The sequence below is a fragment of the Chryseobacterium sp. HNCC26DJ239 genome, assembly GCF_057180445.1.
In genome coordinates, this window is sequence record NZ_JBXUGJ010000006.1 from 278999 (window position 1) to 302834 (window position 23836).

General features: G+C 32.8%; 25 protein-coding genes. 16 read left to right on the forward strand and 9 right to left on the reverse strand.

Annotation, left to right across the window (positions count from 1 at the left end; genetic code table 11):
* Positions 1 to 3 precede the first annotated feature (3 nt).
* The 6 genes from AC2A1D_RS14890 (at position 4) to AC2A1D_RS14915 (ending at position 6399) form a co-directional block, all read left to right on the forward strand.
* Positions 4 to 948 carry a glycosyltransferase family 2 protein gene (locus AC2A1D_RS14890; RefSeq protein WP_484044363.1) on the forward strand — a complete coding sequence of 315 codons (945 nt, stop codon included), beginning with the start codon at positions 4 to 6 and terminating at the stop codon, positions 946 to 948.
* Between the two features lie 122 nt (positions 949 to 1070).
* On the forward strand, positions 1071 to 2021 hold the full coding sequence (locus AC2A1D_RS14895) for a GT-D fold domain-containing glycosyltransferase (protein ID WP_484044364.1): 951 nt from the start codon (positions 1071 to 1073) through the stop codon (positions 2019 to 2021).
* Positions 2022 to 2124: 103 nt separating this feature from the next.
* Positions 2125 to 3201, forward strand: a complete 1077-nt coding sequence (locus AC2A1D_RS14900) for a hypothetical protein (protein ID WP_484044365.1) — start codon at positions 2125 to 2127, stop codon at positions 3199 to 3201.
* Between the two features lie 345 nt (positions 3202 to 3546).
* Positions 3547 to 4650 (forward strand): hypothetical protein, encoded by a 1104-nt coding sequence (locus tag AC2A1D_RS14905; RefSeq protein WP_484044366.1) that lies wholly within the window; start codon positions 3547 to 3549, stop codon positions 4648 to 4650.
* Positions 4625 to 5446: an FkbM family methyltransferase gene (locus AC2A1D_RS14910; RefSeq protein ID WP_484044367.1), complete on the forward strand. Its 822-nt coding sequence runs from the start codon at positions 4625 to 4627 to the stop codon at positions 5444 to 5446. Before AC2A1D_RS14905 ends, AC2A1D_RS14910 begins: the two co-directional genes overlap by 26 nt.
* Before the next feature lie 14 nt (positions 5447 to 5460).
* Complete coding sequence (locus AC2A1D_RS14915) at positions 5461 to 6399, forward strand: glycosyltransferase family 2 protein (RefSeq protein WP_484044368.1); 939 nt, start codon at positions 5461 to 5463, stop codon at positions 6397 to 6399.
* 4 nt (positions 6400 to 6403) lie between these two features.
* Here AC2A1D_RS14915 and AC2A1D_RS14920 read toward each other — a convergent pair whose 3' ends face one another.
* The 5 genes from AC2A1D_RS14920 to AC2A1D_RS14940 all read right to left on the reverse strand — a co-directional run bounded on the left by AC2A1D_RS14920 (position 6404) and on the right by AC2A1D_RS14940 (position 11540).
* A complete protein-coding gene (locus AC2A1D_RS14920; RefSeq protein WP_484044369.1) occupies positions 6404 to 7345 on the reverse strand; it encodes a hypothetical protein in 942 nt (313 codons plus the stop codon).
* A 2-nt stretch (positions 7346 to 7347) separates the two neighbouring features.
* The gene (locus AC2A1D_RS14925) at positions 7348 to 8451 is read right to left on the reverse strand and encodes an MBOAT family O-acyltransferase (RefSeq protein ID WP_484044370.1); all 1104 of its coding nucleotides are present in this window, start codon (positions 8449 to 8451) and stop codon (positions 7348 to 7350) included.
* Positions 8452 to 8792: 341 nt separating this feature from the next.
* Positions 8793 to 9029 carry an acyl carrier protein gene (locus AC2A1D_RS14930; RefSeq protein ID WP_484044371.1) on the reverse strand — a complete coding sequence of 79 codons (237 nt, stop codon included), beginning with the start codon at positions 9027 to 9029 and terminating at the stop codon, positions 8793 to 8795.
* 7 nt (positions 9030 to 9036) lie between these two features.
* Positions 9037 to 10761 carry an HAD-IIIC family phosphatase gene (locus tag AC2A1D_RS14935; RefSeq protein WP_484044372.1) on the reverse strand — a complete coding sequence of 575 codons (1725 nt, stop codon included), beginning with the start codon at positions 10759 to 10761 and terminating at the stop codon, positions 9037 to 9039.
* A gap of 8 nt (positions 10762 to 10769) precedes the next feature.
* Positions 10770 to 11540: a class I SAM-dependent methyltransferase gene (locus tag AC2A1D_RS14940; RefSeq protein ID WP_484044373.1), complete on the reverse strand. Its 771-nt coding sequence runs from the start codon at positions 11538 to 11540 to the stop codon at positions 10770 to 10772.
* 99 nt (positions 11541 to 11639) lie between these two features.
* Between AC2A1D_RS14940 and AC2A1D_RS14945 the strand changes: the two genes are divergently transcribed.
* The 4 genes from AC2A1D_RS14945 to AC2A1D_RS14960 are packed head-to-tail and all read left to right on the forward strand — an operon-like array spanning position 11640 to position 15728.
* A complete protein-coding gene (locus AC2A1D_RS14945) occupies positions 11640 to 12479 on the forward strand; it encodes a glycosyltransferase family 2 protein (protein WP_484044374.1) in 840 nt (279 codons plus the stop codon).
* Positions 12479 to 13630, forward strand: coding sequence for a glycosyltransferase (locus AC2A1D_RS14950; protein WP_484044375.1), 1152 nt, complete (start codon positions 12479 to 12481; stop codon positions 13628 to 13630). Before AC2A1D_RS14945 ends, AC2A1D_RS14950 begins: the two co-directional genes overlap by 1 nt.
* Before the next feature lie 26 nt (positions 13631 to 13656).
* Positions 13657 to 15099 carry an AMP-binding protein gene (locus AC2A1D_RS14955; RefSeq protein WP_484044376.1) on the forward strand — a complete coding sequence of 481 codons (1443 nt, stop codon included), beginning with the start codon at positions 13657 to 13659 and terminating at the stop codon, positions 15097 to 15099.
* Positions 15096 to 15728 carry a GNAT family N-acetyltransferase gene (locus tag AC2A1D_RS14960; protein ID WP_484044377.1) on the forward strand — a complete coding sequence of 211 codons (633 nt, stop codon included), beginning with the start codon at positions 15096 to 15098 and terminating at the stop codon, positions 15726 to 15728. Before AC2A1D_RS14955 ends, AC2A1D_RS14960 begins: the two co-directional genes overlap by 4 nt.
* Here AC2A1D_RS14960 and AC2A1D_RS14965 read toward each other — a convergent pair.
* Positions 15725 to 15955 (reverse strand): acyl carrier protein, encoded by a 231-nt coding sequence (locus AC2A1D_RS14965; RefSeq protein ID WP_484044378.1) that lies wholly within the window; start codon positions 15953 to 15955, stop codon positions 15725 to 15727. The two genes, AC2A1D_RS14960 and AC2A1D_RS14965, sit on opposite strands and share 4 nt — an antisense overlap.
* A 50-nt stretch (positions 15956 to 16005) precedes the next feature.
* Here AC2A1D_RS14965 and AC2A1D_RS14970 point away from each other — a divergent pair, with 50 nt between their 5' ends.
* The 6 genes from AC2A1D_RS14970 to AC2A1D_RS14995 all read left to right on the forward strand — a co-directional run bounded on the left by AC2A1D_RS14970 (position 16006) and on the right by AC2A1D_RS14995 (position 21176).
* Positions 16006 to 16566 carry an acyltransferase gene (locus tag AC2A1D_RS14970; RefSeq protein ID WP_484044379.1) on the forward strand — a complete coding sequence of 187 codons (561 nt, stop codon included), beginning with the start codon at positions 16006 to 16008 and terminating at the stop codon, positions 16564 to 16566.
* Positions 16566 to 17717 (forward strand): glycosyltransferase, encoded by a 1152-nt coding sequence (locus tag AC2A1D_RS14975; RefSeq protein WP_484044380.1) that lies wholly within the window; start codon positions 16566 to 16568, stop codon positions 17715 to 17717. Before AC2A1D_RS14970 ends, AC2A1D_RS14975 begins: the two co-directional genes overlap by 1 nt.
* 62 nt (positions 17718 to 17779) lie before the next feature.
* Positions 17780 to 18337, forward strand: coding sequence for a serine acetyltransferase (locus AC2A1D_RS14980; protein ID WP_484044381.1), 558 nt, complete (start codon positions 17780 to 17782; stop codon positions 18335 to 18337).
* 133 nt (positions 18338 to 18470) lie between these two features.
* Positions 18471 to 19139 (forward strand): carbonic anhydrase, encoded by a 669-nt coding sequence (locus AC2A1D_RS14985; RefSeq protein ID WP_484044382.1) that lies wholly within the window; start codon positions 18471 to 18473, stop codon positions 19137 to 19139.
* An 8-nt stretch (positions 19140 to 19147) separates the two neighbouring features.
* The gene (locus tag AC2A1D_RS14990) at positions 19148 to 19456 is read left to right on the forward strand and encodes a hypothetical protein (protein ID WP_484044383.1); all 309 of its coding nucleotides are present in this window, start codon (positions 19148 to 19150) and stop codon (positions 19454 to 19456) included.
* Between the two features lie 124 nt (positions 19457 to 19580).
* Positions 19581 to 21176: a SulP family inorganic anion transporter gene (locus AC2A1D_RS14995; protein WP_484044384.1), complete on the forward strand. Its 1596-nt coding sequence runs from the start codon at positions 19581 to 19583 to the stop codon at positions 21174 to 21176.
* A 42-nt stretch (positions 21177 to 21218) separates the two neighbouring features.
* Here AC2A1D_RS14995 and pth read toward each other — a convergent pair whose 3' ends face one another.
* From pth to AC2A1D_RS15010, 3 genes are all read right to left on the reverse strand, one after another.
* Positions 21219 to 21782, reverse strand: a complete 564-nt coding sequence (gene pth, locus AC2A1D_RS15000) for an aminoacyl-tRNA hydrolase (RefSeq protein ID WP_484044385.1) — start codon at positions 21780 to 21782, stop codon at positions 21219 to 21221.
* An 87-nt stretch (positions 21783 to 21869) separates the two neighbouring features.
* Positions 21870 to 22808 carry a hypothetical protein gene (locus AC2A1D_RS15005; RefSeq protein ID WP_484044386.1) on the reverse strand — a complete coding sequence of 313 codons (939 nt, stop codon included), beginning with the start codon at positions 22806 to 22808 and terminating at the stop codon, positions 21870 to 21872.
* A gap of 99 nt (positions 22809 to 22907) precedes the next feature.
* Positions 22908 to 23798 carry a hypothetical protein gene (locus tag AC2A1D_RS15010; RefSeq protein WP_484044387.1) on the reverse strand — a complete coding sequence of 297 codons (891 nt, stop codon included), beginning with the start codon at positions 23796 to 23798 and terminating at the stop codon, positions 22908 to 22910.
* Between the last annotated feature and the right edge of the window lie 38 nt (positions 23799 to 23836).

Consider the following 23836-nt stretch of genomic DNA (forward strand, 5'->3'; position numbering starts at 1 on the left):
TCCATGAATATCTCTGTAATCATACCCGTATATAACGCAGAAGCTTTTTTGGAAAAAGCTGTAAACTCCGCTCTTGCTTTTAATGAAGTAAAAGAGGTTTTACTTATTGAAGACCTTTCTACAGACCAATCCTTGGAAGTATGCAAATCTCTGGTAAAAAAAGACTCACGAGTAAAACTGCTCCAACATCCAGACAAAGGAAACCACGGAGCGGGCGCAAGTAGAAATTTAGGTTTATCAAATGCTACACAAGATTTTATCGCCTTTCTAGACGCGGATGATTATTATTTACCCAACCGTTTTGATGCCGAGAAAACAATCTTTAAGGATCCAAAAATTGAGGGAGTATTTGGAGCTTTAGGAATAGAATATTTATCCGAAAAAGGGAAAAAAGAATTCAAAGAAAAATTTAAAGACAGCCCCCTCACAACTGTAAATTTTCCAGCAGAAGGTAAAGACGTTATTAGAGGATTGCTTGGTCTTACTGAGAAAAAATTCGGGCATTTTTTTCATCTAAATACTTTAACCATTAAAAAATCTGCTCTCGATCGCTGTAAGTTAACATTCAACTCGAATTTGAGAGTACATCAGGATTCAGATTTCATTTTTAAACTTTCCTATTATTGCTATCTAAAATCTGGAATTATCACACAAGCTGTTGCAATGCGTGGCGTACACGATGATAACAGAATTACGAAAATAAAACTGTATTCCTTTCAATACTATAAAAATAATGCGGCTTTACACCAATCACTATATTACTGGAGCCGTAGTGAAAATATTGAAAAACCTTTTGCCAAAAAAATTAAATTGACATATCTTACTTTTAAAATAGGAACGCAAAACGGAATTCGAAAATGGATTTCTTTTGCAGCGGCAACCATAATGAATCCTCAAATATTAAAAACCAGATATAGATTCCACGCATTAAATACACATCGTGATTAATCAAAAATTAAATCTTATTTTAATAAGTAGACAGTTATAATTACCTAAAAACTAAAATCTTTCCAAAAAAAGTCCCGGATTAAAGTTATAAAAAATATCGTTCTGGAAAACATTAAGACTCCATGCCAAATTTAAACAAAAACACAATGATCATTTTAAAGAAAAAAATAACTTCTATATTCTATTATATACAATGGGTTTATAAAACCAGAGAGCAGAGAAAAGCATTTTCAAAATACAAAGTATTAAGTATTGAAAAAACAGTTAAAGAAATAATTGAAAATAAAAAATCAATAAGTAGATATGGCGATGGAGAATTTAGATTAATGCTTCCAGAATTTGTTTTACATCTTCAAGAAAACAGTGAGCCTATTCGAGAAAGACTGAAAGAGGTATTAATGTCTGACCTAGAAAATCATTTAGTTTGCATACCGGAACCCCTTTACTCAGTAACTAATTTCAAAATCTCCACAAAATACTGGTGGAAAAACTTTATAAATAAATATGGCACTCGAATAAATCCATATTTAAAAACAGATAAAACATATGGAAACTCTTTTATCTCCCGTTTCTACCTAGAGTACAAAAATAATACAGATAGAAGGAAAAGAGCCATTACAAAATCCTTAAAGAGCATTTGGGACAAACAATCTTTATTGATTGTTGAAGGAGAATTTTCAAGACTAGGTGTTGGAAACAATTTATTTGATAATGCTGCTTCTATTGAAAGAATTATTTGTCCCGCTGAACATGCTTTTAGAATATACTCGGTAATTTTAGAAACTATTAAAAAATTAGGTAAAGACAAGTTAATTATTATTGCATTAGGACCTACTGCAACCATATTAGCCTATGATCTCGCAAGAGAAGATTATTGGGCTCTTGATCTGGGGCATATAGACATTGAATACATGTGGTCTTTAATGGGCGCTCAAGAAAAATCACCCATAAAAGGAAGAATAGTTTATGAGGTTAAAGAACAAGAATCATTCGACATTGATGACAAAAGTAAAAAAAAGTACGAGCAAAGCATTATTATGAAGATAAAAAATCCGTCTGTATCTTTTCAATAATATAAAAATAGCTCAGTAATTCAAAAGGTAAACTAAAGAAATAAATTTAGAAAATACATAATAAATTAATCTGAAAAAACTGCATATATAAATAAAACACAGTATGATTAAAAAAAAAGCAAACCAAGCAGTTGTATTAATAAAAGATTATATTGCTTACTTTAAGATAAAAAACAAAAACCTTGTAGAAAATGAAAAAAACCTGTATGTAAACTTTGAAAACCCTCAACTTTATCATCGTTTTTTTTACCTACTCCTTAAGTTTTATAAAATTAATGGCTATAATATTTACTATCCTTTAAACTTTTCGAAATTCAGAAATCTTCGAAATAAAGATCAATATTTGGCTTTAATTGTTAAAGAAAAAAAATTTTTATCGTTGAATAAAAGGGTTCCTGAAAACTGTATTGAGCTTAATGATGAAATGTTTAGTCCTGATTACTTTTCTCATTATTTTGAAAAAGACAATATTAGAGAGGATTCTTTTCATGTTCCAATGAGCTTTCACCCCTTAATGTATCATCGAAACATTTGGAATATAAAAATATCATCTCCAAAAGAAAGATACAATGCACTTTTATGCTACGGAAATTTTGATGTAAAAGCATATTCAGAAATCAAAAAAACATATTTCAAAGTTGCTTCTAGAATAGAATTAATAGAATTTTTCAGCCAAAAATTAGGATTTGCCCATGCGAGTACAAAAGAAGAAATTACTTTGGGTTTTAAGAATTGGGATAAAAAATATGTTTTTATCACAAAAGACCAATTTCAAATTAAAATGAACGATGTGAGAGAGATTCTTTCTTACTTTAATTTTTACCTATGTTGTCCAGGTGTAGTTATGCCTCTCTGCCACAATATTGTTGAAGCTATGTCTGTTGGTACCATTCCAATTATTGAAAAAGAATATGCGGAGGTGATGTATCCTAATTTAGAGCATAAAAAAAATGCGATTATTTTTAATGATCTTAATGACCTCGAAAAAACACTGGCTGAAATTTTCAATCTTCCCCAGATAGACATTGAGTTGATTAGACGCAATGTTCTTTTGTACTATGAAAAATTTTTAAGTCCTCAAGGAATGATTAAAAACCTCAACCACAGCATTATAGAAAATAAAAAGATTTACCTTCAAGCCGAGCATAGAAGTGTAAAATTTAAAGATTCAAATTTGTAAACGATAAATCATTATTTTTTTTAAAAATAAACAAAAAATTGTCGTAAATTCATATCATAAAACTTCGTATGAAAGGGCATGTGCATTTAGAACAGATTATAATGCATGAATTTCCGTATCGATAAAAATAAAAACTAAAAACTAAACAACTGATAACCTGAATGAATCTAAAAAAACTTGGAATCATAACGCCTAGTCACACACTACCATATCTTTAGATACCAGCAAATTTCCTTTTTATTTCAACATGCTTCTCCATTAATAGTAAGCATAAAAAAAAATGACATTTAGGAAAACTCTACTTATTTTGATGTGACAATAGCGAATCGGGTTGTAAACCAAACCATGATCACACTAAAAATTAAACAAGCAAAAACTTTATGTAAAGATTTTCTTGCATACAGAAAACATCAAAACAAGACACCAAACACAAGCAATAAAGACGTATTAATCAACTTTAAAAAACCACAACTTTATCATCGTTTTTTCTATACTTTATTAAAATTTTATTCTCTTGCGGGGTATAATGTACACTTCCCCATGAGCTTTTCTACGTATAGAAATTTGAGAAATAAAGATCGGTATCTTGCTTTACTCGTAGAAGACGAAAATACCATTTTAATTAACCCTCAAAACTTACCTGAAAAATATATTGAAATAAATGATGACATGTTTAGTGAAGAATATTTTAAAAGCTATTTTGAAGAAGGTAATGAAGTAGAAAACAGCTTCCATGTTCCCATGAGTTTTCATCCCAATATGTATCATTTAGGATTTTGGAATTCTGCCGTTCAATACAAAGAAAAAAGACATAACGCTCTTTTTTGCTTCGGTAATTTTGATGAAACAGAATATCAACAGATAAAAAACACGCATTTTAAGTCTTTGTCTCGCACAGAGTTACATTCTTTCTTCAAAAAACAGCCCGGCTACATTACTTTAAATCACAAAAAGGAGTTAGAAGAAGAAAGTACTGATTTTACCGAAAAGTTTGTTTTTGCCCTTAAAGAAGATTATCACATCAAAATGCAAGATTTACGATCGCATTTATCTATGTTCGATTTTTTTCTTTGCTGTTCTGGCGTGGTAAAACCCATTTGCCATAACGTGATTGAAGCCATGTCTGTTGGAAGTATACCCGTAATTGAAAAAGAATATGCAGAAGTTCTGTATCCAAATTTGGAGCATAAAAAAAATGCCATTATATTTGAAAATCTTACCCATCTCAAAACAATTTTGACCGAAGAATTATTTCACCTACCTCAAGAAGAAATTGTACAAATAAGAAATAATGTTTTTGAATATTACGAGAATTTTCTCAGTCCAAAAGGAATGATTAAAAACCTAAATAATCACCTCCAACAAAAGCACAAAATATTTTTACAGGCAGGTCCGAGAAGTGTAAAATTTAAAGCACAAAAAGATGAAAATTTTAGAAAAAGCGTTTAACATTGTAGCTAAAGAAGGTATCTATAACTACATTCGGCGTAAACTAAACATTAGCTATTTAGACAGCAAAACGGTATACACGATTTCGTATAGAAACCGAAAAACAAAGATTATTTTAAACAGAGCTTTTGGCTTTGTAGACATGAAAATCTTTGAAGATGGCATCTATGAAAAAGACATTGTTGATGATATATTTAATGTTTTACAAGAAGATAAAGTTCTCGTAGACATAGGAGCCAACATTGGGCAACACAGCTTGCTTCTTAGCCAATATTGCAAACATGTATATGCCTTTGAGCCAATTCCGGCTGTTTTTAATCAATTTAATGAAAGTATCAACAAAAATCTGTTTAAAAATATTACCTCCTTCAACATGGGGATTGGTGATAAAAAAGAAAGTAAATCTTTTAATTACGTTAGAAATCATGCAGGTACAAGTTCGTTCGTAAAAAGAGATCCCAATAAAGATACTGAAATTATTACCGTAAAAACAGACACTTTAGACAACATTCTTTCAGACATTAAGGTAGATGTTATCAAAATTGATGTTGAAGGCTACGAAGCTATTGTGATTCTGGGCAACAAAGATTTTATTATTAAAAACAAACCTATTATATTTTTAGAATTCAGTCCGCACTGGATTTTGAGAGAAGGTACTTACGCTCCCGAAGCACTTTATAATTTTTTCTACGAAAACAAATTTGAAGTTTTTAGTAGAAATTCAAACAAAATAATCTCGCCGGAAGAGCTCAATATTAAGGATCAGGATAATTGGATTATAAAACCTGTTTTATAAAAATTAAATAGCAAATGAAGATTTCTGTCGTTACACCTGTTTACAATGCCGAAAAATATATTATAAAAGCCGTAGAATCTGCGTTACAATTTGATGAAGTATATGAAATAATTCTTGTTGAAGATCAATCTCCCGATAACGCACTCGAAGTTTGCAAAAAATTGGCTGAACAATATGGCAGAGTAAAACTTTATCAACATCCAGACAAAAAAAATCATGGAGCTGGTGCAAGTAGAAATTTAGGAATTGAAAAATCTACCGGAGATTTTATTGCGTTTTTAGATGCAGATGATTATTATCTTCCCAATCGTTTTGATGCAGAAAAAGAACTGTTCAAAAATCCAGAAGTAGATGCTGTTTACGGCGCATTAGGCGTTTATTATTATTCTGAAAAAGCAAAACAACAGTACTATCACATCTACCAAGACAAGCTGGACACAGTATATAAAAAAACAAATCCAAAAGATGTTTGTCCTGGACAAATGAATCTTCGCGGAAGTTTTGGTTTAATTCATTTAGACACTTTAACACTTCGCAAATCTGCTCTTTCAAAAGCAGATAAAATGTTTGATTCTTCTCTCAGATTACATCAAGATACCGAGTTTACTACGCGACTTTCTTATTACTTAGATTTTTATACGGGGATTAATGAAAAAGCGATCGCAATAAGAGGCATTCATGAGAACAACAGAATTACTCAAGTAGAAACCAAAAAAATTAACCCCGCCACAACAAAAGTATTATTTTGGAAAAAACTAAGGGAATGGTCTGAGAAAGAACCTAATTTACCTTCAGAATACAAAATCCATATCAAAAGAATGCATAGAAGTTTTGAAATTGCTAACGCTCCTTTTTTCAAAAAGTGGGGTATGATTTCCAAATATCTTTTTACCGACTACAAGAGCATTAGATCTGGCTTATATAATATTAACTTTAGAGAAAATTTGTTTTAGGAAACTAGTAATTTTTAAGAATATCATTTCCTAAAGCTCTTGAAAACTGATCCATTGATTTTGAAACCAAATGAACCTCATCACCAAACTGATAATCATTGGCAAAATCATTGTAATTTATATAGTGTATTTTCCGCTTAGCGCTAAGATCTTTCATTCTGTCGTCAAAATCTGGATACGCTTTTTTCTCAATCTCGTAAGGCGTTTTATTTACAGGCATCCTTACAAGAATTACTTTGCCATGTTGTTGTAGAAAGCTTATGGTTTGAGATAAATACTCAAGTCTTTTTTCAGAAATTTTTAAATTTTTTATTCTTTCTTGCAACTCTTTCATTTTTACTTTATTCTCTTCTATCCTTTGCTGTGCGGGGATAGATTTAAGCATTTTAATATCTATTTTGCCGTTTTCGAGAATATTCGCTTCTGCTATTTTGTTTTTTTCCGGCAATATTTTACTATTCAGCTCGTGAGTGAGAGAGAAATTATAGTTTTCAATCAAATATTCAATATTGGGGTTCATAGAAACTTGTGAAGTTTGGGCTACAGACTTATCATTTTCTATATAAAAACGAGGCTCATCTGGTGTATCTCTATTCACCATTAAAGCTGTAGGTTCTACAGTTACAATAAAAAACCCATCCTTAGAGTTATTGATTACTTTTTTCTTGATAGATTCTAAATATTTTGGCCCATAAGGAGAATGCGCCCAAGTAAATGCATAGTTATAAAATTTCACTTTAGGAAACTTTTTATTCACCAAACTATCCAAAATCTGAGGATTCATAGAAGCAGCTCGCGAGCTTCCCAAAATCAAAGAATTTTGCTGCGGCGAAGTAAATCTTTTATAGAAATCATCAGTCTTTTGGTTGATAAGATAAACCGAATAACAGATGACCAAAAACGGAACCACCGAAAAAGCTAAAAGCCTTACAATAGATTTTTTCATGATTAAAACTGTGCGTAAATGAAGCCTTTAGGAGCGATATAAAATAGAAATATTAAAAACACAAGTACGTAATAAAATCCCCACCTCATCAAAAAATGTTTCTTCGCAAAAAGTTCTTTAATTGCAAATTCTTTGTCTCTAAAAATCCATTCAACAACCATCATAAAAATGAGCAGCAAGAAAACCTCTTTCTGAATAGGAAAATTGGGCTTTTGAAAGAATGACAATGAAAATATTTCTTTGTAATAATGAACCGCCATCTCCATATCTTTCACAAAAAACAGCACCATCAAAAGAGAAAACATCACGAAAGTGACGGGTATGTTTTTGATTTCCTCAAGTGTGGGAATAATATTATTGGTGCTTTTAACCTTCTTATTCATCTTCCCTTTCCAAATAAGAGGAATAAACATTACACCACTTACCAAGCCATGTACAATGTAATGCCATTCTGCACCATGCCAAAAACCAACCACGAGAAAATTGATAATAATTGCCATAATAAGACCATATTTATCGTAATCTCGAAAATTAATAGAAAGTGGCGTAAAGACATGCTCGGTGAGCCAAGATGTTAAAGAAATATGCCATCTTCTCCAGTAATCTGCTACATTTTGCGCAAATAGTGGATAATTAAAATTAGCTTGAACTCTAATTCCTAGCAATTTTGAAATACCAATCGCCATATCTGAATACCCAGAAAAATCTGCATAAAGCTGAATAAAATACAAAACGGCACCTATAAACAAAGTACTTCCGTTCAAAGTTTGGTAACTTGCAAATAATGGCTCTGTGATTGTTGCAATATTCTCAGCAACCACAAGCTTTTTAAAAAGCCCCCATAATATTTGCTTTAAGCCATCAGAAAATCCTTCTGAAGAAAAATCTCTTTTATTTTTAATATTATTTAAAAAAGGACTAGCCTTATCTATTGGTCCTGCAATAATACATGGGAAAAAAGCAATGAAAACAGAATAATTTAGTAAACCAGGAATTTCTTTAAGCTTATTATTTTTAATATCAAGCAAGTAGCCCAACATTCTGAAAGAGTAAAAGCTAATCCCGATGGGAAGAAGAATTTTCAGCAATCCGATTTGGCTGCGCAACCCAATAAGTTTAAAAAAATCATTAAAATTTTCTATAAAAAAATTAAAATACTTAAAGTATAAAAGCTGAATAAGCACAAAAAAAACGCCTAATCGCAACCACCTGGTTTTACCTGAGCTCTCGGCGGCTTTTATTTTATTTCCGATAAAATAAGTAACAATGGTCGAAAAGATGAGAAGAAACATAAATTCCCAACTCCAACTCATATAGAAGACATAACTTCCCAATAATAAAAATATATTCTGAAGCTTTGATGTTTTACCTACAAGATAGTAGACAAAAAATAAAATAATAAAGAAGAAAATAAAACTATAGGAATTGAGAAGCATATGTGAAAAACTTATTTGTTTTTGATAGATTCCATCATCTCTCCTACATTATTCCAACTCTGAATTTCTGATGAAGTAAAACGAATTTTAAATGCTTTTTCTACAGCAACAATTAATTGAATATGACTAAGAGAATCCCACTCTTCGATATCTTCGGCAGTGGTTTCTTCGTTTAAACTAATTTCTTCGTTGTCTAATTCTTCTCTGAAAATATCGTTTAGTTTGGCTAAAATTTCTGTATTATCCATTTGTGTATTATTTTTTATTATTAATGTAAACTTTTTTGTCTTCGTAAGATGAAACATCCAAAATCCAATGATTATCCTGCTTTGCAAATCCTAGATTCTCGTAATGATCTTTCACCATTTGATTTTTTGCTGTTGGAATATATTCTCCAACAATATATCTAAATCTATTCTTTTTGGCAGTATCTACAATCGTATTCAAGGTAAAATCTTCCATACCTCTTTTCAGCACCCTGCAACTCATCAACCAAGTATCGATAAATAACGTTTCATGGTCTTTCTTTTCCAGCACAATTACACAGATCAATCCATTATCACCATATTTATCTTCTAAGGTAAATGAAAGTGTAAAATGATTCTCAGAAACCATAAGATTATCCACATCTTGTTCTGTATAGCGTATCGTTCTTAAATTAAATTGATTAGAACGCTGCGTAAGCTGAGAAACTCTTGGTTTTGAAAAATTATCAAACGAGCGCACATCCGAGATCATATTCATACTTTTCAGAAAGTCTTCCACATTTGTAAAACTTTCGAGTGCACTGGCTCTTTGTGCTTCCACTTGATATTGCTTGGTTCTTTCAGCATCATTTTCAGAAACGCTTGCTGTTTCAAAAAGATTTAAACTGTATAAATACTCCAAATATTCCGCAGGATCTTCAGGAAGTTCCGGGACACAGACATCTGGAAGGTTTTCTCTCACCAAATTTCTTTCAAAAGGATTATCATCTAAAAAAACCATAGAATCAAAACCTATATTCAGAATACTTTGAATTCTTCTGATGTTGTCTGCTTTATTTTCCCAATTAGCCACAAAAACAGCAATATCCTCCATCTTCAAAACCATATCTGGATGTTTTTCGAAAGGCTCTTTTGCTTTATCTTCGTCGTTTTTGCTGCAAACAGCTACAATAACTCCTCTTTTCTGAAGAGCTTTTATCCAATATTGAAATTCTGAAAATGCTTTTCCAATTCCTAAACTTCCGATTTGGATTTTCTCTAAACCATCATCACCTATTATACCACCCCAAGTTGTATTGTCTAAATCTAGAATCACACATTTTTTAAATTTCCCTTCAATAGAAGAAATAACCCCTATCAAATGATGAGCAACAATAGGCAATGCGTCTATTGAAAGCACCATTTCTGTATTGATATAGATATTGGGTGAAAACATAAAATCTCTCCCCCATTTATTTTGAATTGAAGCCAAATCTGCAATAAAAAGATTATTTTTCTTTATTGCCAATTCTGAAAGAAGATAGTTCAGTTTGTTTTGCTGAAACACAAAAGAATGCTCTACCTTGTGAGAAAAGTTTCCGAAAACTTGGTTATCGATACCTGCAAAATTGCAGTAAATTACCTTGCTTTTCGTTCTGCTCTGAATAGTTTCATACAGTTCTTCAACCGTATTAATTTTATTTTGAGCAAAGTTTATTTGATTGTCGTAAGATTTATAATATTGGTTTAGCAACTTGTGCGATGCTTCAAATACAATTGTATAATCCGGATTAAACTCATAATATTCTGAAGAAGGATCTAGTATTTGTCGGGAAATCTGTCCAAAATCTGCTTCAAAAACATCAATATCCAACCCTTCTTTTGCTGCTGTTCCTTTCAGAGCAACATTCAAAAACTGAGTGGCTGTGTCGCCCAATAAGGCAACTTTTATTTTTTTTGATTTTACAATTTCAGATTTCGCAAGTTTCTTTAGGTCTGAGAATTTGCTGTACATAAAAACTGCTATTTAATAAAAACTCCAATAAATTTGCCTTCGTACTCCACCACTGTTGTTGCAATGTTTTTCCTTTCACAAAAATCTTGATACGCAGAATTATCGCCAATATCATCACTAATAAACACACCCCCTTTTCTTAAATGGTTATAAAGCTCCTCGTACGCCCACATTCTCCCATTGTAACTTTTATCAGAATCGTAATGAACAACATCAAAAACATCATTATCACCGAAAATCTTAGGTAAAGATTCTTTGTCGGCAAAACGATAGAGTTTCCAATATTCTTTAAGATTTTGAGGCACTACACAGCCAACATATTTATCTCCATCTTGAGCTAAATAAGGCATATCTGAACTGTATAAAGTTCCTTTTCTATTCGAAAGAGATAGTAATGACGCAAGGGAAGACCACCCGTAAGCAACGCCAGTCTCAATTACGTGTTTGGCATTTGTAAACTCACAAGCATAAAAAATTAGCTCCAAAGCTCCAGGACCTCCCATTTTAATAGGACAGTCTTTTTCTTCTTTGGAAGCATGATTTAAAATACTTTCATACTCTTTTCTAAAACCCAAATTACTTAGTCCAAAAAGTGCAGAAATAGCCTCTTCTTGGGATATCGCTTTAGAAGAAGCCCAAAAATTGGTTTTTTCTTTTCCTTTAAAAGCACCACCTCTGTTAATGGTATTTTTTAAAATCTTTCTACCCAATTCAGGATAAAGATCTGGTCTTTTAAGATAGCCTATAAAAGTTTTGAGAACTCTTGTTACTTCGCTCACTGTGTTTATTTTAGTTAGCAAAAATAAGACTTTTATCTGATTTATTATTTTTCAGAATGGTTATCTTTGTATAAAATTTATTATCGAACCCCCTCTACCATGAAATTTTCTATTCTTATTGCCAACTACAACAATGGTAAATTCTTCAAAGACTGCTATGATTCTATTTTGGCACAGGAATATAAAAACTGGGAAACTATAATCGTAGACGACAAATCTACTGATGATTCTGTAGAAGTTATCAAAAAAATTATCGGTACAGATGGACGGTTTAAATTTTATGAAAACAACAGCAATTACGGTGTTGGAGTAACAAAGGCTAAACTTATTGAACTTGCCAATGGAGAAGTCTGCGGATACCTGGATCCCGATGATATTATAAAACCTAAAGCTTTGAAAAGCGCAGTCGAGACATTGCAAAAAGATCCAAAAATTGTTCTTACCTATTCCAGACTTGCTAAATGTGATGAAAACCTGAATATTCTGAACGAATTTAAATCTGCAATGCAAGTTCCCAATGGTAGCAAAACTTTTTTTAACTTCCCTATCCAAATTGCGCCATTTGTAAGCTTTAGAAAAGATGTATACATGCAGACAAAAAAGATGAATCCAGAACTTCAAATCGCAGAAGATCAAGATTTATATTATAAAATGTATGAAATGGGGAAGGTAAAATTTATCAATCAAACAGATTATCTGTATCGTGCTCATGCAGGAGGAATTTCTCAAAATGAAAACAAAAAGAAATCTTACCGATATTATGCACGTGCCATTTGGGAAGCGATGAAGAGAAGAGATATCACCCATATTAACGGAAAACCTGTTCCAGATAGCTACGAAAAAACGGATGAAATTTTTGCACTTCTTGAGTACCAAAATAAAATTCCGTATCGTATAAAAAAGAAAATTACTGTTATTCTGCAAAAACTTTTCGGATAATGATAGAAAAAAAAATAAAGGTTCTCTTCAGACATCGTTCTATGGAAATGGGCGGCGTTGAAAAGGTAGTTTTAAGCATGCTTCAAAACCTGGATAAAAAGAAGTTTGATTTTACCATATGCCTAAACATCAACCAAGGAGAACTTCGAGATTCATTTCCTTCAGATATTAGAAAAGTTTACATTGCAAAAGGAAAAGAAGATTTATCAAAAAATAGATTTGTTCGTAATCTACAACTTGTGAAGCGAAAATTACTTCTCGAGAAAGCAGAAAAAGATCCCAAAATTGCAGACAGTTTATTGAACGAAAAATACGATGTAGAAATCGCAACTACCTATTCTATCTACAAAACCGTTCTCAACTCCACCAATAAAAACTCTAAAAAAATTGCCTGGCTTCATTCTGACTTAACACTTGAAGGTTTTGATCCTTATCGCGAAGAGATTTTCAAAAACATGCAGCAGTTTGATTATATCATTTACGGATCACAGCAATGTAAAGATTCCCTGGAAGAAAAATTTCCTGAGGTAAACTTCCCACCGGGAGAGGTTGTACTGAATGCGATTCCTATTAAAGAAATAAAAGAAAAATCCTCAGAATTCATTCCGCAAAGGGAAGAAATCCCTACATTTATATCTGTAGGAAGACTGCATTTTAGGAAAGGATATAAAACTCTTTTAGAAGTTCATAAAAAACTTCTTGATGATGGTTTTGCCCATAAAATTGAAATTATTGGCGACGGTGAAGATTACGAAGAGCTTTTATCAAGAAGTAAAGAATTGAATGTAGAGAAGTCTTTCATGCTTTTAGGCACAAAACTAAACCCTTATCCTTTTGTAAAAAACAGCGACTTTTACATTATGCCCTCAGAAAGCGAAGGTTGGCCATTAATAATTGCCGAAACTCTTATTTTGAAAAAACCAATTCTGGCAACCAACGTAGGCGGAATACCTGAAATGATCGATCATGACAAGACAGGTTATCTCGTAGAATATTCTCAGGAAGGATTGTATGAAGGGATGAAAAAATTTCTTACCGATAAAGAATTAATAAAAAAAATAGAGAAAAACCTTGAGAATATTGAAGAAAAATTCGACAGCAAAAAAATCTTTACCGCAGTAGAAAAAATTATTCTTAAGACTTTAGCTTAGCCAACATAAAAACAACACAAATAAAAATGAATCTTTTTATAGAAAATTTATACCAATCTTTTTTGGTAAACAGCGACAATGTTTGTCTTTCTATCGAGAATAAAGATTATACATATAGTCAGGTTTTAACATACTCTCAGCAGATTAGAAATCAGATAGAGAAATTCCCCTCAAACAATATCGGAATTTATTTAACGGATGATGTTTTTATGTATGCTTCAATTCTGGCCATTTGGATGGAAGGCAAAACCTATGTTCCCATTCATCCAGATTTTCCTATTAGTAAAAACTTAAATGTCATAAACCAAGCCGAGATAGAAGCTCTGCTTTCGTCTGTAAAAATCGAAGAAGATTTTAATATAAACATTATAGACTCCACAGAAAATTTTGGAATAGAAACCTTACAACCCAAAAATTCTCCAATAGAAAATAACGCATACATTTTATTTACTTCCGGAAGTACAGGAAATCCCAAAGGAGTACCCATAACGTTTTCAAATCTCTATTATTTTGCAGAGGCATTCCACACAACCTTTGGTGAACTTAATTCCCAAGACAGCGTTCTGCAAATGTTTGAGCTTACTTTCGATTTATCTGTAATGAGCTATTTAATCCCTTGGTTAAATGGTGCAAAAGTAGTTTCACTTCATAAAAAAGAAACAAAATCTCTACAAATTTTAGATCTTTTGGAAGCCAACGAAATCACAGTGGCATTAATGGTTCCAAGTATTTTGAATTTAATCATTCCGTATTTAGATGATGAGATAAAAAACACCAGCCTCAGACTAAATCTTTTCTGCGGCGAAGCACTACTTTCAAAACAGATAGAAAACTGGAGATCTTTTGTACCCAATGCAGAATTATATAACGTGTATGGCCCTACAGAAAATACCATCTTCTGCACCTATTATAAAATTGAAGAAAAAATAAAAGAGAAAAACGGAATCATAAGCATCGGCCAATCAATTCCAAACAGCGAAATGAGCTTTCTTGAAGAAAATGAAAACGAAGGTGAACTCCTGCTTTCTGGAAAACTTTTAACCAAAGCTTACTGGAAAAACGAAAACAAAACCAAGGAGGCATTTATTTACCAAAACGATAAAGTTTTCTACAGAACTGGAGATTGGTGCATAAAAGATAATGAAGGTGATTTTTATTATACTGCAAGAATAGATTTTCAGGCTAAAATAAACGGATTCCGTGTAGAATTAGCAGAGATTGAATACTTTGCCAATCAAAAACTCAATAATGCAATTAGTGTTGCGGTTTTACATAAAGATACGGCAGGAAATGATGTTTTAATTCTTTTCATAAATGATTTGATGGCAGAAGAAACAATTGTTTTAACTCATCTCAAAAATCATCTTCCTGATTATTGTATTCCTTCAAAAATTATAAAAATTAAAGACTTTCCGGTAAATACATCAGGTAAAATAGACAGAAACCAACTAAAAAGCACATTACAATGATTATACGAAAAGCAAATAAAACCGATATCCCTTTTATTGTAAATGCGATCATGGAAATCGAAAATTTCGAAGACCAAAACACTTTTAATAATTTGTTTGGAACAGATACAGAAACCACGAAAAAATATCTCGCTGCTTTTCTTGAGGATGATGAAAATTTTGATACAGAATTTTCCCTAAACACCTATTCTATAGCTGAATACGATGGAGAAAGAGCAGCATGCTGTAGTATTTTTTTTACCGACAATGAATACTATCAAAACAAAAGCGAGCTCTTCCCAATACATCTTGAAAAAAAACATCTCGAGCATTTTTTTAGCAATGCTAAAACACTTCCTGAAACCAAGAAAATTTCAACCAATAAATATTTTTTAGAATACCTGTTTGTTGCGCCAGAATTTAGAAGTAAAGGGATTTCTAAACCTCTCATCGAGCATCTTGTAAACCAAACAGATAGAATGTACTTAATCCCTTTAGAAAATAACGAATTTGCGATAGACTACTACCGAAGACTCGGCTTTCAAGACGACGAAAATGTAAAGAGATTTGCTATTCACACGCCAGAAAATCCAATTTATCCGTACAGCCACAAAATTATGCTGTACAGAGATAATAAACCTTCTGTTTAAGAAAACTTTTCTGCTCCGATTACGTCTACAAGGTCGTTCACAGAATTAATACTTCTAAAACCTCGTGGATTAATCTTAACATCGAAACTCTTTTCTACCAAGTCTAAAATAACAACAGCAGATAAAGAACCATAATTTTCAAGTTCTTTAAAGTTTGTTGAAGGATTAATTACCGTTTCCTCTTTAAGCTCTGCACGTATTAACTCGCAAAAATCTTCTATCGTCATACTTGTATTTTTGAGAGGCAAATTTATAAATTATATTTAACTTTGTTTGCATGATGATGATTTATAAAATTTTAAACAAACTCTACACATCCTCTCAAGATTTTCAGCAGAAAATTTACACAAAAATATGCGTAAGCAACGGCCTAAAACTTGGTAAAAATGTCGTGATTAGAAACAGTGTATCTTTTGGTTCTGAACCCTTTTTGGTAGAAATTGGCGACGAAACCAGAATTGGTGAAGGAGCAACCTTTGTAACGCATTCTGGCTTTACTGTAAATCTTAGAAAACTTGAAGGTTATGAAACGATAAGAAACTTTGGCCACATAAAAATTGGAAAAAACTGTGCAATTGGAAATGGTTCTGTGATTCTTCAAAATGTAGAAATCGGAGACAACTGCGTTTTAGGAGCCAATTCTGTGCTATCCGACTCTATGCCAAATAATACGGTCTACGGAGGAAATCCCGCAAAATACATTTGTGAAATCGAAGATTATGGAGACATCCTCAAAAAAAATTCTATCGACTACCCTATTGAACTCGAAAAAGACAAAAAGCAATTAAACAATTGGCTTAAAAATAATTTGCCTAAAAAATTCAAAGCCGCAGAATAATGGCCACCCAAAAAAAAATACTTATCAGAATAGGCTCACTGAGGCACGGTGGTGCAGAAAAAGTATTGGTTACATTTCTTAAAAACCTTCCAAAAGACAAATACGAAATCGATTTGTTGCTCAATTTATATTCCGGAAAATATCTTTCTGAAGTTCCAGATTGGATTAACGTAATCTATCTGAATAAGGGAGAAATGATTACCACCAACAGAATCCAAGATTTACCAGAAAAGGCGTTTAGAGTTGTATATCAAAAGGTTTTGAAGAAATTTCCAAAGCTTTTATACCGTAAAAAACTGAAAAACAAAATCTATGATATTGAATTTGCCGCTATTCATGGAATGCGAGACGAAATTTTAAATTCGCCGCTGAAATCTTCCAAAAAAATCGTGTGGATTCACAATGACCTTTCTGAAGTGAAAGGCTATTCTGAAGATGAAATTAAAAAATTCTTTGGCTTCGACAAGATTTTAGTGATTTCAGAGAAAATAAAAACTCTTTTTCAAAATTTAGCTCAAAATGAAGCGGAAAAATATAAAATTGAGAGAATTTACAATCCTTTAGACACAGATGAAATTCTCAGCAAAGCAGAAAAAGCTGTGAAAAATTATCATTTTGATACCACTGTTCCTACTTTTATTTCTGTTGGAACTGTGTTTCCGCAAAAAGGATTCGACAGACTTTTAAAAGTTCATAAAAAACTTTTAGATGAAGGTTTAAAACATAAAATCCTTATCGTTGGAGACGGTTATGATTTTGACAATATTAAAGCTTTAAAACATTCTTTAAATATAGATGAAACCGCAACCATGCTCGGTTTTACAGACAATCCCTATCCTTATTTTAAAAATGCTGATTTTTATATTCTTAGCTCGAGATACGAAGGCTTTCCGACGGTTTTATTTGAGGCCATCACTTTAAAAAAGAAAATCATTGCAACTGATGTTTCGGGAGTAAAAGAAATGCTAAACGATGGCAAATACGGCATCATTACAGAAAATTCGGAAGACGGAATTTACCTAGGAATGAAAAAAGCCATTTCCGAAAAAACAGCTTTCAACGACATTTCTATACAACTTGAACATGCTGAAATGCCTTTCACTTTGCAAAATTCTGTAGACAAAATAATGTCTACAATAGATGAGTTGTAGAAAAATTTCAGTTCTCTTTAGAAATTAAGTTTTAAAATCAGTCAGATTGTTTATTTTTGTGTATGGCAGAGCATTACTCAACGATACAGAAAGACTTTTATCGCGAAAGCGGAAAATGGCTTTCAGGAATACAGATTTGTGCAAAATGCATTAACCCGAATTTACATTTTATGTACGTTCTTAGAAAAGCGCAACGCTACAAAAAAACGCCTATCTTAGGAATTTGGTGGCGATTTGTTCTAAGACATTACCAAATAAAATATGGTTTTCAGATTTACCCTGAAACCGAAATTGGAGAAGGTCTTTATTTGGGGCATTGGGGAAGTTTAGTGATTAATCCAAGAGCAAAAATTGGTAAAAACTGCAATATTGCACAAGGCGTTACCATTGGGCAACAAAACAGAGGAAAAAACGAAGGTTATCCCGAAATTGGCAACGAAGTTTGGATTGGTCCGAATGCCGTTTTGGTAGGCAAAATTAAAATCGGAAACAATGTTTTGGTAGCACCGAACGCTTATATAAACTTTGATGTTCCAGATAATGCGATAGTAGCGGGAAATCCGGCAAAGATTTATCCTAACGAAACCGCCACCTTGGGATACATCAACAACAAAGTGTAAATATTAAACAGTGTTAAAAAAGATAACACACTAAAACAAAAAAACTAGTTTTGTATAAATATCGATTAAACCTATCGTAAATAGAAAATAATTTAAACGAAACAAATAATTATAAACCTTAAATACTATTTTTATGTCACAATCGTACGAAGTTATTTTCGAAAACAACAGAAAGTGGGTAGAATCTAAAATTAGCGAAGACCCGGAGTTTTTTCATGAATTAGCAAAAACTCAAACACCTGAATATCTTTACATAGGATGCTCAGATAGTAGAGCAACTGCTGAAGAAATTATGGGAGCAAAACCGGGCGAAGTTTTTGTACACAGAAACATTGCCAATGTTGTAAACACCTTGGATATGAGCTCGGCTTCTGTAGTAGAATACGCCGTTACTCATCTAAAGGTAAAACACATTATTGTATGTGGACATTACAACTGTGGTGGTGTAAAAGCAGCGATGACTTCTCAAGATTTAGGAATTTTAAATCCTTGGTTAAGAAACATCAGAGATGTGTACAGAATTCACCGTGCCGAGCTAGACGCTATTGAAGACGAAGCAAAGAAGTATGACAGGCTTGTAGAGCTAAATGTACTTGAACAGTGCATTAACGTCATCAAAATGGCTTGCGTACAAAAAAGGTATATTAAAGAAGAATTCCCTGTGGTACACGGATGGGTTTTCGATTTAAGAACAGGAAAAATTATCGATCTTAAAATTGATTTCGAAAAAGAACTCAAAGACATCCAAAAGATCTATAATCTTACTGAAGATTCTTGGACAATGACAAGAAAAACGCCTTAATTTTTTTTATGAGAATGAAAATCTGGAGTATCATCACACTACTGTTCGTTTTGAACTTTACAGCATTGCCAAGCATTGCTGCAGTTCTGAAATGGGACTTGGTAAAAACCAACGTGGTGGTAAACGAAGAAGAAACACATTCTCACTACTCTTCTTTTCTTTCTGTTGTAGAAAAGACGCTTCCAAAAACTTTAAATGTCTACGACTATCTGAAGTTTTTCGAGCCCGATTCTGAACGCACAACATTTGTGCAGACCGATGACCGCATTCATCTGTCGCCTCACCTCAACATATTTTCTCCGCCTCCGGAGGCATAGATAAACATGCAACCTGCAGTGTATTACAGTCTAGATAATACACTGCATCTGCTTTTTACGAACCGCTCATTAGATGCGGTTATTTATCTATAGTACTATATTTTTCAAAAAAATTTTTTCAGTCATGAAAAAAAACAACAGTTTATCAGGAGGGATTAAAGAAAATCTACCTTCCGGTTTAGTGGTATTCCTCGTTGCATTGCCACTATGTTTAGGAATTGCATTAGCTTCAGGAGCACCGCCATTATCAGGAATTATTTCTGGTATTGTGGGTGGTATTATAATCGGTACCATTAGTAATTCTAACATTTCGGTTTCAGGACCAGCTGCAGGATTAACGGCAATTGTTCTGAAAGCAATTACAGATCTAGGAGCTTTCGAACTTTTTCTTTGTGCGGGGATGATAGCGGGAATAATTCAGCTTATCTTAGGATTCGTAAGAGCAGGAAGTATTTCGAATTACTTTCCCAATAATGTAATTGAAGGAATGCTTGCCGCTATTGGTATCATTATCATTTTAAAACAAATTCCGCATGCAGTAGGCTTCGATAAAGACTATGAAGGAAACGAAACTCTTTTTGATAACGGAATCAATTTAAAGTACTTTGAAGAAGCTTCTCACGCCATTCATCCAGGTGCATTAATCATCACTATAGTTTCTATAGCAATTCTACTTATTTGGGATAAAGTTCCGGCCCTGAAAAAGCTTAAAATGCTTCCCGGAGCATTAGCCGCAGTAGTCGCGGGAATTGTAATGAACGAACTTTTTAAATTTTTAGGAAGCAGTTTGGCAGTAGAATCTCAGCATTTGGTATCACTTCCCGTCCCTCAAAGCTTGGAAGATTTTAAAAACCTCATTACTTTCCCTGATCTTGGTGGTTTTACCAATTATCAAGTTTGGGTTGCAGGAGCCACCATCGCCATCGTTGCTTCTATTGAAACTTTACTTTGTATAGAAGCTTCAGACCGCCTAGATATGCAGAAAAGAATTACAGATACCAATCTTGAGCTGAAGGCGCAAGGAATAGGTAATTTGGTAAGTTCTCTAATTGGAGGACTTCCTATGACTTCTGTTGTGGTAAGAAGCTCTGCTAATGCAAACGCAGGGGCAACATCAAAAATATCTACCATTATTCATGGGTTGCTTTTACTTATTTGCGTACTAACGATTCCTGTTATTCTTAACAAAATTCCTTTTGCCACACTTGCCGCTGTATTGATTTTGATTGGATACAAATTGGCTAAACCTGCTACTTTTAAACACTTTTGGACACTGGGTAAATTTCAGTTTATTCCATTTCTTGCGACGGTTGTAGCGGTAGTTTTTACCGATCTTTTGAAAGGTGTAGGAATTGGTCTTGCGATTTCAATTTTCTATATATTACAAGGAAATATGAAGCGTGCCTATTACCTAAGTAAAGAAAAACTAGACAATGCTGATGAAATTACAATGAAATTGGCAGAAGAGGTTTCGTTTTTAAATAAAGCCGCCATTAAAAAGACTTTGAAAAACATTAAACCCAATAGTAAAATTACGTTTGATGCAAGAGAAACAGCTTACATTGCCACAGATGTTCTGGAAATGATACAGGAGTTTGCCAATGTGAGAGCGGTTGAAGATGATATTGAAGTAGAATTACTTGGTTTTAAAACATCATATAAAGATTACGAAACCAACGAAAATTCGCATATTGTCATTACACATACAAGAGCAATATAAATTAAAAAGACCATTTTCAGATTGTGAAAATGGTCTTTTTTTCTATTTTCCATTGAAAGCAGACATTGTATTATTTAGGCCTGCAAAAACGAAAGATAAAGAAGCTTTCGCAGATTTCTCTATTCTTTCGTCTAGTTTTTCAGATTCTTCTTCATTCCAAGTTCCCAAAACATAATCTACCTGTCTTCCTTCTGAGAAATCTGCAGAAATCCCAAACCTTAACCTTGCGTAGTTTTGTGTTTGAAGAACTTCGTTAATATTTTTTAAACCGTTATGCCCCGCATCTGAGCCTTTTCCTTTCATTCTTAAAGTCCCAAAAGGAAGCGCCAAATCATCAGTAACAATTAAAACGTTTTCTAAAGGTATATTTTCTTTCTGCATCCAATATTTCACAGCATTTCCTGAAAGGTTCATATATGTATCCGGTTTTAAAACAAATACTTTTCTCCCTTTATGTTTTCCTTCAGCCATCCACCCAAAATTTGTGGTATTAAATGAGGATTCTAATGTTTCAGCTATTTTATCAGCTACTTTAAAACCGACATTATGGCGTGTATTTTCATATTCGGCGCCTTTATTTCCCAACCCTACAATAAGGTATTTCATTCTATTATTTTTTGCAAAAATAAATTTTTTAGAAATAAAAAGCCCCATCTTTTTTTAAAGACGGGGCTTATATCATTATACCAATACTTACATTGGTTTATAAAAATAGTAAATTCCAAATCCTTGTGTCATATAAGTTTGAGGATCGTAAGCATAATTTGTTGTATAAACAACCGGTGTTGGAATTGGCACCATCATATCTGTAATGGTAAGTCTTTTGGGGTTGTTGATAGAAAAGGTGTGGCTTTTCTCATCATTTACTCTTGTAGATAAGATTGATGAAATCTTATAAGCTGATGGTAACAAAGTATGTGGGTTAATTTTGTCATCATAAGTAAAATACTCATACTTATAATTCTCATCGGGTGTTTGGAAAACATTTGCGATAATAGTTCCGTACACTCTATTTACCACAGAGACGTTATCTCCAGCATACGTGTAGTTGGTAATAGAATAATCTGTATAATCAAATACATTTCCAGTAATCTCTTCCCCATCTCTCATGGTAATTTTGCTCAACTTATCTGTTCCTGTAGCATACTCAAGGTTATACATTTTTTTGTATTTCTTATTTACTACCCACGGAAGAACAAGAGTTCCACCAGGACCTGAAGTTTTCTTGTAAAGCGTTCTATTCTCCGTAATAATTGTAAGTCTTCCACCCGCTCCATAAGTAAGCAATTGTGTGTAAGCTACACTATCATCATCAAGATTACCATCTTTATCTTCATCTAAAAATCCGTAAAAAGAAATCTTACTTACTTTATCTCCACTCCATAAAAGATCGGTCACAGAGCGTGTGTGCTTTCCTTTTGTGAACACTTTATTTACCAAGAGCCCATTGTAACGATACTCTGCAATTGTATCTGCATTGGTAACTTCTCTAAACAAAGCTCTAGGTCCGGTAAGACCAGTATTATTATTAATGTCTAATAGAGGGTTCCCCTCTTCGTCTACCAAATCCTTGCAAGAATGAATAGAAGAAAGCCCTGCAATAAGGAGAATAAAATAGAAAAGTTGTTTCATTTTCAATAGAGATTACTTATTTTCCCACAAATATAATTTTTTTTTACATAAAAATCATATTTTTATTAATATATACGCAAAACTAATAATAGTTTATTCCTACAACGCCTTATAAATATACTTTTGTGTTTGCGTTTGATCTGAAACTGGATAATTCTGAGAATCATACAAATAGGTATACGAACCTGAAATTGGAGTAGGCCCCTGATTAATCACATTGAAACTTGTCACATTATTTGCCGACAAAGTACTCAAGTTCTGAGGATGAAGTAGTCCCCAAGTAACGAAAAATGATTTTGGTAAAGTCGTGTAAGGGTTAATTTTACTATCATATCCCGTAAATTCATAAGTAACTGTTATTGCAGTAGACATGTCTGGAACACCTGTAGAACTTGTAATTCCTGTTACTGTCTCTATTTTTGTCATATTATCTCCAGTATGAGTAATAATATAATTTGTAAAGTGAGTATAGCTACCTGCCATTTTTTTCTTTTCTAGAATTTGTGTCATTTTACCTGCTCCATCATAAACATAAGTGTACTCACTATCAAACGACTGCACACTTCCCAGCATTCTATGGCATGTAGTATAGTTTATCTTTCCGTTGGAATCATAAGTTAAGTCAAATTCATAAAGCATTGCATTTGACGGAATAGTACCATTAACTTCTTGCTGATATTTTACCTTAGTAATCTGCCCTGAAGTGTAAGTAACTTTACCAACCAAAAAAGAATTTGCTGTAGCTGCATCTCTAAAAATTGCTTTTTCTAAAGTTGTACCTGTCGTAACAAACTCTTGTTCTGTAAAGCCATTTGCGGTTATTTTATTTAAAATTCTGGGGCCAGTTATTACAGTACTACCCCCAGAATTATTCGGGTTGTTAGGATTGTTTTTAGCGTTATTAATTGGGTCATCAGTTGTGTTATCACATGAAAACATAAAACCCATGAGTATAAGTAATACTCCTTTTAAGAATTTGTGTCTGGTCATAAGTTTTTTATTAATTAAATGCAAACAAATATAATAGA